General features: G+C 67.8%; 10 protein-coding genes. 4 read left to right on the top strand and 6 right to left on the bottom strand.

Annotation, left to right across the window (positions count from 1 at the left end):
• Nucleotides 1-58: 58 nt before the first annotated feature.
• On the bottom strand, nt 59-976 hold the full coding sequence (locus AC1RAD_RS27430; RefSeq protein ID WP_487849267.1) for a LysR family transcriptional regulator: 918 nt from the start codon (nt 974-976) through the stop codon (nt 59-61).
• Between the two features lie 100 nt (nt 977-1,076).
• Here AC1RAD_RS27430 and AC1RAD_RS27425 point away from each other — a divergent pair, with 100 nt between their 5' ends.
• Genes AC1RAD_RS27425 through AC1RAD_RS27415 form a run of 3 tightly spaced genes read left to right on the top strand, consistent with a single transcriptional unit; the run spans nt 1,077 to nt 4,258 of the window.
• Nucleotides 1,077-2,024 carry a hydroxymethylglutaryl-CoA lyase gene (locus AC1RAD_RS27425; protein ID WP_492738207.1) on the top strand — a complete coding sequence of 316 codons (948 nt, stop codon included), beginning with the start codon at nt 1,077-1,079 and terminating at the stop codon, nt 2,022-2,024.
• The gene (locus AC1RAD_RS27420; RefSeq protein WP_159272594.1) at nt 2,021-3,220 is read left to right on the top strand and encodes a CaiB/BaiF CoA transferase family protein; all 1,200 of its coding nucleotides are present in this window, start codon (nt 2,021-2,023) and stop codon (nt 3,218-3,220) included. The genes AC1RAD_RS27425 and AC1RAD_RS27420 overlap by 4 nt, the downstream gene beginning before the upstream one ends.
• Nucleotides 3,221-3,259: 39 nt before the next feature.
• On the top strand, nt 3,260-4,258 hold the full coding sequence (locus tag AC1RAD_RS27415) for a Bug family tripartite tricarboxylate transporter substrate binding protein (RefSeq protein ID WP_095950667.1): 999 nt from the start codon (nt 3,260-3,262) through the stop codon (nt 4,256-4,258).
• A 49-nt stretch (nt 4,259-4,307) separates the two neighbouring features.
• Here AC1RAD_RS27415 and AC1RAD_RS27410 read toward each other — a convergent pair whose 3' ends face one another.
• The 4 genes from AC1RAD_RS27410 to dnaG all read right to left on the bottom strand — a co-directional run bounded on the left by AC1RAD_RS27410 (nt 4,308) and on the right by dnaG (nt 11,478).
• A complete protein-coding gene (locus tag AC1RAD_RS27410; protein WP_492738205.1) occupies nt 4,308-5,435 on the bottom strand; it encodes an HPP family protein in 1,128 nt (375 codons plus the stop codon).
• A gap of 12 nt (nt 5,436-5,447) precedes the next feature.
• The gene (locus AC1RAD_RS27405) at nt 5,448-6,686 is read right to left on the bottom strand and encodes a multidrug effflux MFS transporter (protein WP_062470580.1); all 1,239 of its coding nucleotides are present in this window, start codon (nt 6,684-6,686) and stop codon (nt 5,448-5,450) included.
• Between the two features lie 104 nt (nt 6,687-6,790).
• Nucleotides 6,791-9,154 carry an RNA polymerase sigma factor RpoD gene (rpoD, locus tag AC1RAD_RS27400; RefSeq protein ID WP_095950669.1) on the bottom strand — a complete coding sequence of 788 codons (2,364 nt, stop codon included), beginning with the start codon at nt 9,152-9,154 and terminating at the stop codon, nt 6,791-6,793.
• 296 nt (nt 9,155-9,450) lie between these two features.
• A complete protein-coding gene (dnaG, locus tag AC1RAD_RS27395; RefSeq protein ID WP_354347230.1) occupies nt 9,451-11,478 on the bottom strand; it encodes a DNA primase in 2,028 nt (675 codons plus the stop codon).
• A 74-nt stretch (nt 11,479-11,552) separates the two neighbouring features.
• On the opposite strand from dnaG, the gene AC1RAD_RS27390 reads away from it, so the two are divergent.
• Nucleotides 11,553-12,500 carry a YihY/virulence factor BrkB family protein gene (locus AC1RAD_RS27390; RefSeq protein ID WP_095744610.1) on the top strand — a complete coding sequence of 316 codons (948 nt, stop codon included), beginning with the start codon at nt 11,553-11,555 and terminating at the stop codon, nt 12,498-12,500.
• Here AC1RAD_RS27390 and AC1RAD_RS27385 read toward each other — a convergent pair.
• Nucleotides 12,448-13,206, bottom strand: coding sequence for a 3-hydroxyacyl-CoA dehydrogenase (locus AC1RAD_RS27385; RefSeq protein WP_095950672.1), 759 nt, complete (start codon nt 13,204-13,206; stop codon nt 12,448-12,450). The genes AC1RAD_RS27390 and AC1RAD_RS27385 overlap by 53 nt on opposite strands.
• Between the last annotated feature and the right edge of the window lie 71 nt (nt 13,207-13,277).

Below are 13,277 nucleotides of genomic sequence, written 5' to 3'. Positions count from 1 at the left end.
CGCGAAACGAAACAAAAACCACCGCCAGCACAATGAATCGTTTCTGATATCGGACGAATCAGGCGGCTTCCGCGCGGTCCGTGGCGCAGCGCTCGAGGTGCGCGACCAGCAGCTGCGCCGAGGGCGACAGCGCCGCCTCGCTGCGAAAGCAGATCGCGAAGCGCCGGCGCGCCCAGTCGTCCGTGAGCGGCATCAGCCGCAGTCCGAAGGCCTCGGTGAAGGGCCGGGCGACCTCCGCCGGCACCACGCTGATGGCCAGCCCGGCGCGCACCACGCGCAGCGCCGCATCGAAGTTGGACACCAGCACGCGGTACACGAGCGGCTTGCCGGCCACGGCCGCCTCGCGCGCGAGCATCAGCTGCACGGCGCTGAGCGCGGGCATGCCGACGAATTCGTGGTCGAGCACCTGCTCGAAGCGCACCGCGTCATGGCGGGCCACGGGGTGCGACGGGTGGGCGACGATGGCGAGGTGGTCGGAGCGGTAGTCGCGCCGCTCCAGCCCGTCGAGGTCGGCCGCGTCCCAGCACAGGCCGATGGACGCGATGCCCTCGCGGATGCCGCGCACGATCTCGGGGCTCACGCGCTCTTCCATGTCGACGCGGATGTTGCGGTGCGCCGGGTCTTGCAGGAAGCCGGCCACGTCCTCGGCCAGCGATTCGGCCATGACCGAGGCCGACGCCAGGATGCGCACATGTCCGCGTGCGCCGCCCGCGTAGGCGGCCATGTCGCGCTCGATGCGGGTGGCGCTGCCGAGCATGGCGCGCGCGTGTTCGAGCAGCGTTTCGCCGGCCGGCGTGGGCACCACGCCGCGGCGCTTGCGCAGCAGCAGCGGCGTGCCGACCGTGTCTTCGAGCTGGGCCAGGCGCTTGCTGATGGCCGAGCCGACGATGTTGGCCTGCTCGCCCGCGCGCGCGATGCTGCGGCTGTCGCAGACGGCGACGAACAGGCGCAGGGTGGTCAGGTCGAGGTCTCTCATGAAGTTCCAATCGGGAAGCCAATGGCTTCCAAAATATACCTTCAGGATCAAATCGGAACTTCTACGATCGGCGTCATTCCCTCACGACGGAGACACGCTCTTGATTCACGCCTTCCTGCCGCCGCGCGCGGTCGTCCGCGAAGTGGGCCTGCGCGACGGCCTGCAAAGCATCGCCCGCGTGCTGCCCACGGCACGCAAGCTCGAATGGATCCGCGACGCGCACGCGGCCGGCCAGCGCGAGATCGAGGTCGGCTCGTTCGTGCCGGCGCACCTGCTGCCGCAGCTGGCCGACACGGCCGAACTGCTGGCGTATGCGAAGACGCTGCCGGGGCTTTTTGCCTCGGTGCTCGTGCCCAACCTGAAGGGCGCGGAGCGCGCCATCGCGGGCGAGGCCGACCTGATGATGGTGCCGCTGTCGGCCAGCCATGCGCACAGCCTGGCCAACCTGCGCAAGACGCCGGACGAGGTGGTGGCCGAGGTCGGCCGCATCCGCGCGGCGCGCGACGCGGCGGGCTCGAAGACGCTGATCGACGGCGGCGTGGGCACGGCCTTCGGCTGCACGCTGCAGGGCCATGTCGACCCCGACGAGGTGCTGCGCCTGATGCAGGCGCTGCTCGACGCGGGCGCCGACCGCGTGAGCCTGGCCGACACGGTGGGCTACGCCGATCCGGCGATGGTGCGCAGCCTGTTCGAGCGCGCACTGCGCATCGCGGGCGACCGCCTGTGGTGCGGGCATTTCCACGACACGCGCGGGCTGGGCCTGGCCAATGTCTACGCTGCGCTGGAGGTCGGCATCACGCGCTTCGACGCCTGCCTGGCCGGCATCGGCGGCTGTCCGCATGCGCCGGGCGCGAGCGGCAATGTCGACACCGAAGACCTCGTCTTCATGCTCGAGAGCATGGGCGTGCAGACGGGTGTCGATCTGCCGAAGCTGCTCGATCTGAGGAAGCGCGTGGCCGGCTGGCTCGACGGCGAGACGCTGCAGGGCACGGTGTGGCGTGCGGGCTTTCCGAAGACCTTTGCGCCGGCGGAAGGTGTCGCCGCATGAGCACCGAAGCCAAACGCCTGCCGCTCGCGGGCATCCGCGTGGTCGAGTTCACGCACATGGTCATGGGGCCGACCTGCGGCATGGTGCTGGCCGACCTGGGCGCCGAGGTCATCAAGGTCGAGCCCATCGACGGCGACCGCACGCGGCACCTGCTGGGCGCGGGTGCGGGCTTCTTCCCGATGTTCAACCGCAACAAGAAGAGCATCGCGCTCGACCTGCGCCATCCGCAGGGGCTCGAGGCCGCGCTGCGCCTGTGCGCCACGGCCGACGTGGTGGCGCAGAACTTCCGCCCCGGCACGATGGACAAGTACGGCCTGGGCTACGCCGCGCTGGGCAAGCTCAATCCGCGCCTCGTGTACGTGAACCACACGGGCTTCCTGCCCGGCCCCTACGAGCATCGCACCGCGCTCGACGAGGTGGTGCAGATGATGGGCGGACTCGCCTACATGACGGGGCGCCCCGGCGATCCGCTGCGTGCGGGAACGAGCGTGAACGACATCATGGGCGGCATGTTCGGCGCCATCGGCGCCATCGCCGCGCTGATGCAGCGCGCCGAAACCGGCCGGGGGCAGGAAGTGCAGTCGGCGCTGTTCGAGAACAACGTGTTCCTGGTCGGCCAGCACATGCTGCAGTACGCGATCACGGGGCAGGCGGCCGCGCCGATGCCCGAGCGCATCTCGGCCTGGGCGCTGTACGACGTGTTCACCGTGAAGGACGGCGAGCAGATCTTCCTGGCGGCCGTGAGCGACGCGCAGTGGAAGACCTTCTGCGACGCGCTGGGCTTCGACGACCTGAAGGCCGACGCCACGCTGCAGACCAACAACGACCGCGTGCGCCTGCGCCCGACCTTGCTGGCCGCGCTGCGCACCCGCCTGGCCGACCGTTCGGCCGCCGAGCTGTCGGCGATCTTCGAAGCGCGCGGCCTGCCGTTCGCGCCGATCACGCGGCCCGAAGACCTGTATGCCGATCCGCACCTGCAGGCCACCGGCGGCCTTGCCGACATCCGCCTGCCCGATGGCGAGCGGGCCGGCGAGATGGCGCAGACCACGCTGTTCCCGATCACGCTCGGCGGCGAGCGGCTGGGCGTGCGCCTGCATCCGCCGACGCTGGGCGAGCACACGCGCGCGCTGCTGGCCGAGCTGGGCTACGCGCACGAACAGGTCGAGGCGCTGCATGCCGAAGCGGCCGTGGCCTGATTTTTCAAGCACCGACAAAGACAAAGAGAGACAAGACCCATGAGCCCGATTCCGTTTTCCTCTTCTTCATTCAACCGCCGTGCGTTGCTCGGCCTGGGGGCGTCGGCGGTCGTGCTGTCGGCCGCCCGCCCGGTGTTCGCGCAGGGCGGCGACAAGCCCGTGCGCTTCATCCTGCCGATCAGCGCGGGCTCGGGCGTGGACGCCATCGCGCGCGCTGCCTCGGTCGCGCTCGGCAAGGCGCTGGGCCAGCCGGTGGTGATCGAGAACCTGCCGGGCGCCGGCGGCATCACCGGCACCTCGGCCGTGATCAAGGCGCCGCCCGACGGTTTCACGCTCGGCATGGTGTCGAACAACCACGTGATCAACCCGAGCGTGTTCAAGAAGATGCCCTTCGACGCCATCGCGGACATCACGCCCATCAGCGTGGTGGGCGCCACGCCGCTGGTGCTGGCCGTGAACCCGAAGCTGCCGGCCAAGAACGTGAAGGAGCTGGTGGCGCTGCTGCGCGCGAAACCCGAGGGCTACAACTACGCCTCGTCGGGCAACGGCACGATCATCCACCTCGCGGGCGAGATGTTCATGGACGAGGCCGGCGTGAAGGCGCGGCACATTCCGTACAAGGGCACCGGGCCGATGGTGACCGACATGATCGCGGGGCAGGTCGAGATGGGCGTGGTCGCGCTGCCGGCGGTGCAGCCGCATCTGAAGAGCGGCGCACTGCGCGCCATCGGCCTGTGCGGCCCGGCGCGCTCACCGGCCGCGCCCGAGATTGCGACGATCGCGGAGCAGGGGCTGCCGAACTACGCGGTCGAGGGCTGGTTCGCGGTGATCGGCCCGCCGAAGATGCAGCCGGCGGACGTCAAGCGCGTGCACGAGGCCATCGTGGCCGCCTTTGCCGCGCCCGAGGTGCGCGAGGCGATGGACAAGCAGGGCAACATCGTCAAGCCCACGTCGCCCGAGCAGGCGGCGAGCTACTTCCGCAGCGAGGCCGCGCGCTATGCGGCGCTGGTGAAGAAGGCGAACGTGGTGCTGGAGTGAAGCCTTGCGCCTTCCCCTTCGGGAGAGGGGGGAGGGCAACGCGCGGGCCCTACGCCGGGCTCACCGCGCGGTACAGCGCCCGCACGAAATCCGACTGCGTGATCATCCCCGTCAGCCGCTTCTCTTCATCGATGATCGGAATGTGGTGGTGGCCGCCTTCGGAGAACAGCGGCACCAGTTCGACCACCGGCCGGTCGGCGCTGGCAACGCGCACCTGGCGCGTCATGATCTGGCCGACCACCTCGGGCTTGTTCGACATCACCGTGCGCGTGGCGCGGATCAGGTCGCGCAGCCGGCCGGCGATGCCGTCGTGGTGCTGCAGGTCGAGCTGGCGGAAGAAGTCGGCCTGCGTGACGATGCCGACCACGCGGCGCGTGCGGTCGGTCACCGGCAGCGCCTTGATGCGGTGCTGGTGCATCAGCGTCCAGGCTTCCTGCAGCGGCGTGCCGAACTCCACCGAGATCGGCGTGCGCGACATGATGTCGGCGCAGTGCAGCGTGCCCAGGCGGCGCTTGTACGACTCGAGCTCGGTCTGCTGGATCAGCGACTCGAGGTCGTCGCGGCTGATGTCGAGCACCTGGTTGTAGCGCGCCAGCACGGCGTCGATGTCGGCCTGGCTGAAGCGCGCGTCGGGCGAAGGCGGGCGCGCCACCTGCACGTGCGGATAGCGCCGCCCCGTGAGCGTGTTGTAGGCCACGCCGGCCAGCACCAGCAGCAGTGAGTTCACGAGCACCGGGAACAGTGCCGCCGAGAAATCGGTGGTGTGCGTGAGCACCGCCAGCAGCGCCGCCGCGCCGCCGGGCGGGTGCAGGCAGCGCGTGAAGAACATGAGGCCGATGGCCAGCGCCACGGCCACGGCGGCAGCCACGGCGGTGTCGGGAATCCAGCTGGCGCAGGCGATGCCCACCAGCGTCGACAGCGTGTTGCCGCCGATCACCGACCAGGGCTGCGCCAGCGGACTGGCGGGTACGGCAAACACGAGCACGGCGGTGGCGCCCATCGGCGCGACCAGCCACACCGCATGCTCCAGCGGGACGGCCAGCCAGCGGCACAGCAGGCCGGTGACCAGCAGCCCGGTGCCTGCGCCGCCCACGGCGCGCAAGCGCTCGCGCGCGTTGACGTTGGAAGGGCCCGGGAGCCAGGCGCGCAGATAAGTCCACAGTGCGGCGAATCGCATCCCCCGTCCCCCTCAGGCTTCTTCGTGAGCCACCCGACGCCCGATGTCGGGCCAGCGGTGGTGCAGCCAGACCCAGGCGACCAGCCCGATCGTGAGCATCAGCGCGGAGGTGAGGGCCAGTGCCAGCGTGGAGTGCATCACCAGCGGCGCCACCGCGCCGGCCACGACGCCGTTGGCGGTGGAGCCGATCACGGCCTGCAATGACGAGGCCATGCCGCGGCGCTCGGGATGCAGGTCGAGTACCAGAAGCGTGACCACCGGCACCATCAGCGCCCAGCCGAAGGCGAACACCGCCAGCGGCCACACGGCCCAGGCCACATGCGCCTGGAAGAAGATGTTGGCCACCACGTTGACCACCGAGGTGACCATCATGATCAGGAAGCCGTCGCGGATCTGCCGCTTGGGCGCCACCTTGCCGGCCATGCGGCCGCTGGCGCGCGCGCCGAGCATGATGCCGCCGATGGTCAGCAGGAAGAACCAGAAGAACTGCTGCGGCTGCAGCGCCAGGTGGTCGCCCAGGAACGCAGGCGCAGCCAGCACGTAGAGGAACATGCCGTTGAAGGGCACGCCGCTCGCAAAGGCCAGCAAGAGAAAGCGCGGGTCGGAGCACAGGTCGCGGTAGCCGCGCATCAGGTGGCGCACCTGGAAGGGCTGGCGGTGGTCCTTGTGCAGCGTCTCGGGCAGCAGCTTGTAGTTGGCGACGAACAGCACCACGCCCACGGCCACGAGGAACCAGAAGATCGAGTGCCAGCCCGCGTGCACGAACAGGAAGCCGCCCACGATGGGCGCGATGGCCGGCGCCACGCCGAAGTAGATCGTGACCTGGCTCATCACCCGCTGCGCCTCGGCCGGCGGGAACATGTCGCGGATGACGGCGCGCGACACCACGATGCCGGCGCCGGTCGACAGGCCCTGCAGGCCGCGGAACAACACCAGCTGCGTGATGTTCTGCGACAGCGCACAGCCCAGCGAGGCCAGCGTGAACACCGCCAGCCCCCACAGCACCACCGGCCGGCGGCCGAAGCTGTCCGATAGCGCGCCGTGGAACAGGTTCATGAAGGCGAAGCCGAACAGGTAGGCCGACAGCGTCTGCTGCATCTCGGCCGGCGTGGCGCCGATCGATTTCGCAATGCCCGAGAAGGCCGGGATGTAGGTGTCGATGGAGAAGGGCCCGAGCATGCCCAGCACGGCGAGCAGCACGGCAAGCGCCCAGCGCGGGGCCTGCCAGAGTTTGTCTGCGTCGGGATTCATGGAAAGGCGGCTCCGTTGTACTTGTAGTGTGTCGGTGGAAAAACGAGAACGCCCGCCGCCCGGGTGAGGGGCAAGGCGGGCGCTTGGGCTTCAGCGAACCTGGATTACAGGGTGTCGATGAAGCTGCGCAGTTTGTCGGAGCGCGACGGGTGCTTCAGCTTGCGCAGCGCCTTGGCTTCGATCTGGCGGATGCGCTCGCGGGTCACGTCGAACTGCTTGCCGACTTCTTCCAGCGTGTGGTCGGTGGACATCTCGATGCCGAAGCGCATGCGCAGCACCTTGGCTTCGCGCGGCGTGAGGGAGTCGAGGATGTCCTTGACCACGTCGCGCAGGCCAGCTTGCATCGCGGCCTCGATGGGAGCCGTGTTGCTGCTGTCCTCGATGAAGTCGCCCAGGTGCGAATCGTCGTCGTCGCCGATGGGGGTTTCCATCGAGATCGGCTCTTTCGCGATCTTCATGATCTTGCGGATCTTGTCTTCCGGGATCTCCATCTTGGCGGCCAGGATGCCGGCGTCGGGCTCGAAGCCGAACTCCTGCAAGTGCTGGCGCGAGATGCGGTTCATCTTGTTGATCGTCTCGATCATGTGCACCGGGATGCGGATGGTGCGCGCCTGGTCGGCGATCGAGCGCGTGATGGCCTGGCGGATCCACCACGTCGCGTAGGTCGAGAACTTGTAGCCGCGACGGTATTCGAACTTGTCGACCGCCTTCATCAGGCCGATGTTGCCTTCCTGGATCAGGTCCAGGAACTGCAGGCCGCGGTTGGTGTACTTCTTGGCGATGGAGATCACGAGGCGCAGGTTGGCCTCGATCATTTCCTTCTTGGCATCGCGCGAGGACGATTCGCCCTCGTTCATGCGCTTGTTGATGTCCTTGAGCTCGGTCAGCGGCACCACCACGCGCGACTGGATGTCGGTGAGCTTTTGCTGCAGTTCCTGCACCGGCGGGATGTTGCGCGCGAGCACGGCGCTCCAGGGCTTGCCGGCCGCGGCCTGCTTCTCGACCCACTTGAGGTTCAGCAGGTTGGAGGCGATGCGGTTGCCGTTCTTGTCGAAGCCGCTGAAGTCGCGGATGAACTCGTCCTGCGGGAAGCCGCACTTGTCCACGATGATGCGGCGCAGTTCGCGTTCCTTCTTGCGCACGTCGTCCACCTGCGTGCGCACCAGGTCGCACAGCTTCTCGATGGTCTTGGCCGTGAAGCGGATGGTCATCAGCTCGTCGGACACGGCCTGCTGGGCCTTGGTGTACGCGGGCGTGCCGTAGCCTTCCTTCTCGTAGATCTTGTGGATCTTCTCGAACATCTCGGCGATGCGGTCGAAGCGCGAGAGGGCTTCGTTCTTGAGTTCTTCGAGCTTCTTGGTCAGGGCCTTGGAGCCGCCCTTGCCGTCGTCGTCGTCTTCTTCGTCGAATTCGTCGAAGTCTTCTTCGGCCACGTAGTCGTCGGCCTCGTTCGGGTTCGAGAAGCCGTCCACGATGGTCGAGATGACGACCTTGCCTTCACGAATGGTCGCGGCCATTTCGAGGATCGCGGCGATGGTGGCGGGGGAGGCCGAGATGGCTTCCATCATGGCCATCAGGCCGCCTTCGATGCGCTTGGCGATTTCGATTTCGCCTTCGCGCGTCAGCAGCTCGACCGTGCCCATTTCGCGCATGTACATGCGGACCGGGTCGGTGGTGCGGCCGAATTCGCTGTCCACCGTGGAGAGAGCTGCTTCGGCTTCTTCCTCGGCTTCTTCCACCGTGGTGGCGGTGGGCGCGGTGTTGTTCAGCAGCAGGGTTTCGGCGTCGGGCGTCTGCTCGTACACCGCCACGCCCATGTCGTTGAGCATGGTGACCACGACTTCCATGGTCTCGGCGTCGACCAGCTTGTCGGGCAGGTGGTCGGAGATTTCGCCGTGCGTGAGGTAGCCGCGGGTCTTGCCCAGCGTGATCAGGGTCTTCAGGCGCGAGCGGCGCTTGGCCAGGTCTTCTTCGGAGAGCACGGTCTCGTCGAGGCCGAACTCCTTCATCAAGGCGCGTTCCTTCGCCTTGCTGATCTTCATGCGCAGCGGCTTGACCTTCTCTTCGGTGGTCGCGACGGCCGCGGGCTCGTCACCGGCCAGGTCTTCCTCGATGTCCGACAGGTCGATGTCGCTCTCGCCGGCTTCCTTGGCGGCCTTGGGCTTGCGCCCGCGCTTGGCGCCGGTGGCGGGCGCGGCGGCAGCGCCGGCGGCCTTGGGCGGACGGCCAACTTTCTTGGCAGCGGGGGCAGCCGTGGCAGTGGCCGCGGCTTTTTTGGGGTCGTCGAGAGAGGTCGATTTCGTGGGCACGGTTTTCACTTTCGTTGCGGCTGCCGTTTTGGACGCGGCGGCAGCCGTCTTGGTTGCCGGTTTGGCACCGGCTTTCAGCGGTTTCTCTGCTGCGGGCTTGGTGGCAGCGCTCTTGGCGCTTTTGGCAAGTGAAGGAGCAGGCTTCTTTGAACTGGGCATACGACCTCGTTACGACAAGAAAAGACAAGCGGGATCACAGGCGCGCTGCCACGCGGACAGCACCACCATGCCCGTGCACAGGCACGGACAAAACAATTGGGAAACGAGGAATTAATTCCTCACCAGGCAAGATGTCGGGCGAACATTTGGTGTGCAGTCCTTGCGGTTATTGACCCTTTCCGCCGGAATTTACCGTTGGAGTGCGTTGCGCTAGGGGTCGGCCCGGAGGTGCTGCTGTCGCTCTTGCCTAATTTCGCCAGTTGCGAAGCCCTACATTATAGCCTGTTGCGCAAATTTCAAGCAGTATCTGTCCCCGACGCGCGAATGCGGTCTCGCAATTCGAGCCGGCGGGCTTCCAGTGCCTTGTAGCGTTCCAGGGCTTTCGGGTCTTTTCCAACCGAAGCGATGGCCTCGCTCTGCTGGGCCTTGAGCCGGTCGTCGAGCATGAAGTCGAGCACGCTCCCCAGCTCCTTGGCGGCCTCGGCCAGGTGCTGTTCTTCCTCGCCCTCGGGCACCGGCCCGGCCTCGGAAACGCTCATGAGGCGCTCGGCCAGCGGCGCGAAATCGAGCCCGCGCAGGCCTTCGCGCAGCGCCGCCCAGGGCTGCACGCCGTGCTCGTGCAGCTGGCTGTCCAGCCAGGTGAAGAGGGCGCCGTGCTCGCCCGGCAGGTCGCACAGCATCACGTGCAGCTCGTGCGACAGCGCCTCCCACTGCGCCATGTTCGACAGCACCAGCCGCACCGCCACGTCGGGCCGGCTCGGCGGCTTGCCGCGTCCGCGCAGCGGCTCGATGGGCTCCTCGAACTTGCCGCCCCAGCGCTTGCCCTTGGTGAACTTGCGCGGCTGGAACTTGGGTTTGCTCTCGTTTTCGTAGCGCGGCGGCTCGTAGTCCTGCGTCGGCGGCAGGTCCGGGTAGTAGTCACCGGGGTCGTTGCCGTAGTTGTCGGGCTCGCTATGGCGCTGCGGGGCCTGAGACGGCGCACCGGCGCCCTTGCGCGGGCCGGGCGCGGCGGTGGCCCACAGGTCGGACAGCGCCGCGGCGTCGAGCTGGACCAGCGTGGCGATCTCGCTGAGCAGCTGCCGCTTGAGGGCGCCGTCGGGCATCGCACTCCAGAGCGGGCGCACGTTGCTGGTCATGTGGGCGCGGCCCTCGGCGGAACTCAGGTCGCAGCCTTCGCGGGCGGCCTCGAGCATGAAGCGCGACAGCGGCGTGGCCTCGGCCACGAAGCCCGCGAAGGCCTCGGCGCCGTGCGCGCGGATGTAGCTGTCGGGGTCGTGCTCGGCCGGCAGGAACAGGAACTTGATGCTGCGCGTGTCGGTGGCATAGGGCAGGGCGCCGTCGAGCGCCTTGCGCGCGGCGCGGCGACCGGCGGCGTCGCCGTCGAAGCTGAACACCACCGATTCGGTGAAGCGGAAGAGCTTTTGCACATGCTCGGTGGTGCAGGCGGTGCCCAGCGTGGCCACCGCATTCGGAAAACCGAGCTGGGCCAGCGCCACCACGTCCATGTAGCCCTCGGTGACGAGTGCGTAGCCGCGGTCGCGGAAGGCGGCGCGCGCCTCGTACAGGCCGTAGAGCTCGCGGCCCTTGCTGAAGACGGGCGTCTCGGGCGAGTTCAGGTACTTGGGCTTTTCGTCGCCGAGCACGCGCCCGCCGAAGCCGATGCACTCGCCCTTGACGTTGCGGATCGGGAACATCACGCGATCGCGGAAGCGGTCGTAGCGCTTGGCCTCCTCGTCGCTGAGCTTGCCTTCCTCGTTGTTGACGATCACCAGCCCGCTCTCGGCGAGCAGCGGGTCGTCATAGTCGGGGAACACGCTGGCCAGCGCGCGCCAGCCGGCCGGCGCATAGCCGATGCCGAACTGCTTGGCGATCTCGCCCGACACGCCGCGGCCCTTGAGGTAGTCGATGGCGCCGGGCGCCTGGCGCAGCGCCTTGCGGTAGGCGTCGCCGGCTTTCTCGAGCACATCGGTCAGCGTGGCCTGCTTCTGGCGCTGGCTGGCGGCGCGGGCGCGTTCGGCCGGCGAGACGTCGTCCTCGGGCACCTGCAGGCCGTACTGGCCGGCCAGGTCGTGCACGGCCTCGACGAAGCCCATGCCCGCATGTTCCATGAGGAAGCCGATGGCGTTGCCGTGCACGCCGCAACCGAAGCAGTGATAGAACTGCTTGGTCGGGCTGACCGAGAACGAGGGCGACTTCTCGCCGTGGAAGGGGCACAGCCCCATGAAATTGGCGCCGGCCTTCTTGAGCTGGACGTAGCGGCCGACGATTTCGACCACATCGGCGCGCGCGATGAGTTCCTGGATGAATGAAGCGGGGATGGTCATGGCTGCGGGGAGCGGCAAATCATACGCAAGCGCACGGGCGGCATACTGAACCCCGCCGCAAATCCACATCACGCATGAAGACGCCACTGCCTTTGCAACACGCCGCGCCGCTGCTGCGCCATCCGCTGCGCTTCGTCTGGGGCGCGCTCAAGGACTTTCGCGCCAACCAGGGCCTGCTGCTGGCGGGGGCGGTGGCGTACTACGCGCTGCTGTCCATCGTGCCGCTCCTGATCGTGAGCGTGATGGCGCTGTCGCACGTGATCGACCAGGCCGAGCTGCTGCGCACCATCGGGCGCTACCTCGAATGGCTGCTGCCGGGGCAGTCGAAAGCGATCGTGGCCGAGCTGTCGAGTTTCCTGGACCACCGCTCGGTGCTCGGACCGGTGCTGCTGGTGACGATGATCTTCTTCAGCTCGCTGGCGTTCAGCGTGCTCGAAAGCGCGATGGCGGTGATCTTTCACCACCGCAAGGACGATCACAAGCGCCATTTCCTGGTGTCGGTGGCGATGCCGTACCTCTACATCCTGAGCCTGTGCGCAGGGCTGCTGCTGGTCACGCTGGTGTCGGGGGCGCTGCAGCTGGTGGGGCAGGAAAGCGTCGACCTGCTGGGGCGCAGCTGGTCGCTGTCGGGCATTTCGGGCCTGCTGCTGTACCTGCTGGGGCTGGGCGGCGAGATCTTCATGCTGACCTCGCTCTACCTCGTGATGCCGGCCGGGCGCATGTCGCTGCGGCACGCGCTGCTGGGCGGCGTGACCGCTGCGCTCTTGTGGGAGGCCACGCGGCGCGTGCTGATCTGGTATTTCTCGACGCTGTCGCAGGTGAACATCGTCTACGGCTCGCTCACCACGGCCATCGTGGTGCTGCTGAGCCTGGAAATCGCCGCCATGCTGGTGCTGATCGGGGCCCAGGTGATCGCGAACTACGAACGCCTGGACCGCACCGGCAGCACGAAGCCACCGGCGTCCGAGATCAGCGAGGGGCCAATCGAATCGCTCCGTCCAGACGAATCACCTCGCCGTTGAGCATGTCGTTCTCGATGATGTGCTTGGCCAGCTTGGCGTAGTCCTCGGGCGTGCCCAGGCGCGAGGGGAAGGGCACGCTGGCGGCCAGTGCGTCCTGCACTTCCTGCGGCATGCCGAACAGCATGGGCGTGCCGAAGATGCCGGGGGCGATGGTCATGTTGCGGATGCCGCTGCGCGCGAGGTCGCGGGCGATGGGCAGGGTCATGCCGACAACGCCGCCCTTCGAGGCGCTGTAGGCGGCCTGGCCGATCTGGCCGTCGTAGGCCGCGACCGAGGCGGTCGAGATCAGCACGCCGCGCTCGCCGGTGGCTTCGGGCTCGTTCTTGCCCATGGCGTCGGCCGCCAGGCGGATCATGTTGAAGCTGCCGATCAGGTTGACCGTGACGGTCTTGCTGAACACGGCCAGCGCGTGCGGGCCGTTCTTGCCCACGGTCTTCTCGGCCGGTGCGATGCCGGCGCAGTTGACCAGGCCCATCAGCTTGCCGAGCTTGACGGCGGCAGCTACCACGGCCTGGCCGTCGGCTTCCTGGCTCACGTCGCACTTGACGAACACGCCACCGATCTCGCGGGCGACGGCTTCGCCCTTGTCAGCCTGCATGTCGGCGATCACCACCTTGGCGCCGTTGGCGGCCAGCATGCGCGCCGTGCCTTCGCCGAGGCCCGAAGCGCCACCGGTCACGATAAAAACTTTGCCGTCGATCTGCATTGAGAGTCTCCTGAAATGAGACCCGCATTATCGAAGACGGCCGCCGGACGAAAAAAAAGGCCTCGTCGTGA

Source organism: Variovorax sp. GW823-FHT04B03, from assembly GCF_058796495.1.
The sequence above is the reverse complement of the archived record's forward strand: the minus strand, read 5'-3'. Positions and strand labels throughout refer to the sequence as shown.

What these genes read in the sequence shown, in the direction of transcription:
- rpoD (WP_095950669.1), bottom strand. Translation starts at nt 9,154, where the DNA reads ATGCCCAGTTCAAAGAAGCCTGCTCCTTCACTTGCCAAAAGCGCCAAG.
- AC1RAD_RS27385 (WP_095950672.1), bottom strand. Translation starts at nt 13,206, where the DNA reads ATGCAGATCGACGGCAAAGTTTTTATCGTGACCGGTGGCGCTTCGGGC.
- dnaG (WP_354347230.1), bottom strand. Translation starts at nt 11,478, where the DNA reads ATGACCATCCCCGCTTCATTCATCCAGGAACTCATCGCGCGCGCCGAT.
- AC1RAD_RS27390 (WP_095744610.1), top strand. Translation starts at nt 11,553, where the DNA reads ATGAAGACGCCACTGCCTTTGCAACACGCCGCGCCGCTGCTGCGCCAT.
- AC1RAD_RS27415 (WP_095950667.1), top strand. Translation starts at nt 3,260, where the DNA reads ATGAGCCCGATTCCGTTTTCCTCTTCTTCATTCAACCGCCGTGCGTTG.
- AC1RAD_RS27405 (WP_062470580.1), bottom strand. Translation starts at nt 6,686, where the DNA reads ATGAATCCCGACGCAGACAAACTCTGGCAGGCCCCGCGCTGGGCGCTT.
- AC1RAD_RS27420 (WP_159272594.1), top strand. Translation starts at nt 2,021, where the DNA reads ATGAGCACCGAAGCCAAACGCCTGCCGCTCGCGGGCATCCGCGTGGTC.
- AC1RAD_RS27410 (WP_492738205.1), bottom strand. Translation starts at nt 5,435, where the DNA reads ATGCGATTCGCCGCACTGTGGACTTATCTGCGCGCCTGGCTCCCGGGC.
- AC1RAD_RS27430 (WP_487849267.1), bottom strand. Translation starts at nt 976, where the DNA reads ATGAGAGACCTCGACCTGACCACCCTGCGCCTGTTCGTCGCCGTCTGC.